This window comes from Dietzia sp. B44, assembly GCF_014145245.1.
GTDB classification, from domain to species: Bacteria; Actinomycetota; Actinomycetes; order Mycobacteriales; family Mycobacteriaceae; genus Dietzia; species Dietzia natronolimnaea.
In genome coordinates, this window is record NZ_JAALEF010000036.1 from 1 (window position 1) to 2,786 (window position 2,786).

Annotated in this window: 3 protein-coding genes; all 3 read left to right on the forward strand. The window is 71.3% G+C overall.

All coding sequences use genetic code 11. The annotated features are described in order from the left end of the window. The coding region (locus G6017_RS01500) for a helix-turn-helix transcriptional regulator (RefSeq protein WP_241731325.1) at positions 1–1,655 on the forward strand (1,655 nt) is incomplete at its 5' end. A 158-nt stretch (positions 1,656–1,813) separates the two neighbouring features. Continuing rightward, the gene (locus tag G6017_RS01505) at positions 1,814–2,425 is read left to right on the forward strand and encodes a hypothetical protein (RefSeq protein ID WP_182615569.1); all 612 of its coding nucleotides are present in this window, start codon (positions 1,814–1,816) and stop codon (positions 2,423–2,425) included. A 64-nt stretch (positions 2,426–2,489) separates the two neighbouring features. Beyond that, positions 2,490–2,786: alpha/beta fold hydrolase (locus G6017_RS01510; RefSeq protein ID WP_182615570.1), on the forward strand; the 297-nt coding region annotated here is incomplete at its 3' end.

Consider the following 2,786-nt stretch of genomic DNA (forward strand, 5'->3'; position numbering starts at 1 on the left):
CCGCCCTGGCCGCGGCCCGCGCCGCGCTCGACGCCCACGACTACCGCACAGGCGTCGAGTTGTCCGTGGCCGCCCAGCGTGCGGGCCTGGAGATGACGCCGCTGCAGCAGGCCGAGCTCGCGCTGGTCGCGGGTTCCTGCCTGCGGCTGCTCGACAGGGTGCAGGAGGCGGCCGTCATGTTCGAGCGGTCGCTGGAGTGTCTGCGGGCAGCGGCCGGACCGCGTGGTGACGACGACGAGCCGGGTGGGCCCGACTTCACCAGTGTGCTGATCGACAACGTGACGGCCCGGGCGGACCTCGCGCACTACCGCGACCGGGGTCCGGAGAACTCCCTGCCGTTGATCGAGGCGGCCCACGGACTCCTGACGCCGGGCCACCCCGCTCACTCGGTGCTGGACGCGCTGACCGTGGTGCACCTGTCCTACGCCGGGCGGTACCGGGAGGCGGCCCGGGCACACGCCGAACTCGGCGCGCCACAAACTGACGCCGCCCCTGGTCATCCCGCACCCCTGCACCCCGCATCCCTGCATCCCGCACCACTGCGCTCCGCGCCCCTGTCAGCTGAGTGGGAGCGGCGCCTCGAGGCGATCCACGCCCTGGCGCTGGACGCGCTCGGGCAGTCAGACGCCGCGTTGGCCGTCCTGCGGCGGCTAGCCCGCCAGTCGCGCACGGTGGACCACCACGCGTGGGCGTCGGAGGAGTACCTCGCGGCCCTGCTGTACGTGGTCCTGCACGGTTTCGGCGTCAACGCGCTGTTCGCGGAACTCGCGCCCTTCGTGGCGGTCGAGCAGGACGACTCCGTGCGTCTGGACCACGGCATGCGCCGGGTCGCCGACGCGGAGATCGCCCTGGCCGCCGGCGACCTGCCGTCGGCCGTGAGCGCCGCGTCCGATGCACTCGACACCATCGCGGTGGACGGCCCCGAGGACTTTCTCCCGCGTGCCATCTCTCTGTACGCGCTGGTCGCGGCCCTGTCCGGGCAGACCGCGACCGCGCAAGAGCAGCTGCGGCGCCTACGCGCCGTCCACGGGTATGCCAACTCGCCGGTCGGGCCGGAGATCCGCGGAGCCGAAGCGGGGGTGCTGTTCTGCCTCGGTCGGAGCGAGGAGGCGCTCGGCATCGTCCGCTCCCTCGTCGACGACGGACTGCTCGGCTCCGCTGTGCGCGCCGCCCTGGCCGGGGTGTTGATGGCCGATCCGGAGAGCTGCCGGATAGTGGCCGAGCTGGAGGTCAGTGGGGATGTACCGGTGCTGGTGCGCGACCTGGCTGCTGCCAACCTGGCCGACAACCCCCGGCGATTGATCGATGCGGCTCAGCGAGCCCGTGGACACGGTCTGCTCATGGTGGCCGCAGCGGCCGCAGACCGCGCCCGCACCCTCGCCACCCCGGGATCGCAGCACCACACCCTGGCCGAGCGGATGCTCGCGACCACCGAGATCAGCGGGTCGCTGGCCGGCCTCACCGGACTGGGAGGTCCCGCCCGATGGGTCCCGCCCGGGGTCACGCTGACCCGCCGCGAGTCCCAGGTCGCCGAATTGGTGGGGCAGGGGTTGACCAACGCCGAGATCGCGGACGAACTCCACCTGTCCAAGCGGACCGTGGAGGGTCACCTCAACCGGATCTACACCAAGACCGGCACCCGACTGCGAGGGTGAACGGGCGACAGAGTCGAGGTGTGAGCATGCGTCAGTCACGGAGGAATCCAGCGCCGAGGAACCCAGCGCCGGCAAATCAAGCGCCGAGGAATCCGGCACCGAGCGATCCGGTCCAGGGCGATCCGGCCACCTTCTGCGAGGCGCCCGCCGCCTACATCGTGGAGACCTATTTCGTGCTCCGGATGGTCATCGCGGCCGGTGCGCTCATCCTTCCGGCAACCCTTCTCCTGTGGGTGGCCCTCGACTCCGGCGTGTCGATGATGGGCTCACTCAGCGCCTTCTACTATTCGCCCGCCCGGAGTCTCTTCGTGGGGATACTCGTGGCGATCGGCGTCGCGCTGGTGGCCTACCGCGGCTACACCCGCGGAGAGAACGCGCTGCTCAACGGAGCCGGCGTCCTGTCCATTGTGGTGGCGCTGGTCCCGACGGGAGACTCGTCTCTGCCCGGGCTCACCGTGGCCGGTGCCGTTCACGCGGTGGCCGCGGTGGGGTTCTTCGTCCTGGCCGCGCTGTCGATCTTCTTCTACGGGCAGGAGACCCTCGGATCCCTTTCGGATCCGGACCAGCAGCGCAGGTATCGCGCGGTCTACCGGGTCCTGGCCGTACTGGTCGTGGCGTTCCCGGCCGCGGCGGTTCTCGTCGCCTGGGTGGTGGGGCCGTCCGTGGCCCTGTTCGCCGGGGAGGCGGCGGCGCTGTACGCGTTTGCTGCGTTCTGGCTGGTCAAGACCTACGAGCTCTCGCAATCCCATTCCGAGTTGAGGATCGTGTGAGCCAGCCGATGCGGCCCTTCACAGACACCGCGTCGCTCGCGGCCGTCGCGCGTAGTGTCGCGACATGACGAGTCTTGTCTTTCTCCCCGGCCTCCACGGCGACGCGCAGTCATGGGACCCGACCCTGCGCGCCCTGCCGGAGAGCTGGCACACCACGGCCCTCGATCTGCCGGCGGTGCCCGACCTCGACGCGCTCGTCGACGAGACCGCCCGACAGATCGCTACCGGCAGCGTCGTCGTCGGTCATTCCCTCGGCGGCGTGGTGGCCATGCACCTCGCCGAGCGGCACCCGTCCCTGCTGGCCGGCCTCGTCCTGGTCACCGCGCCCGTGGGGGCCGAGGACCCGGACGCAGCCGCGGCG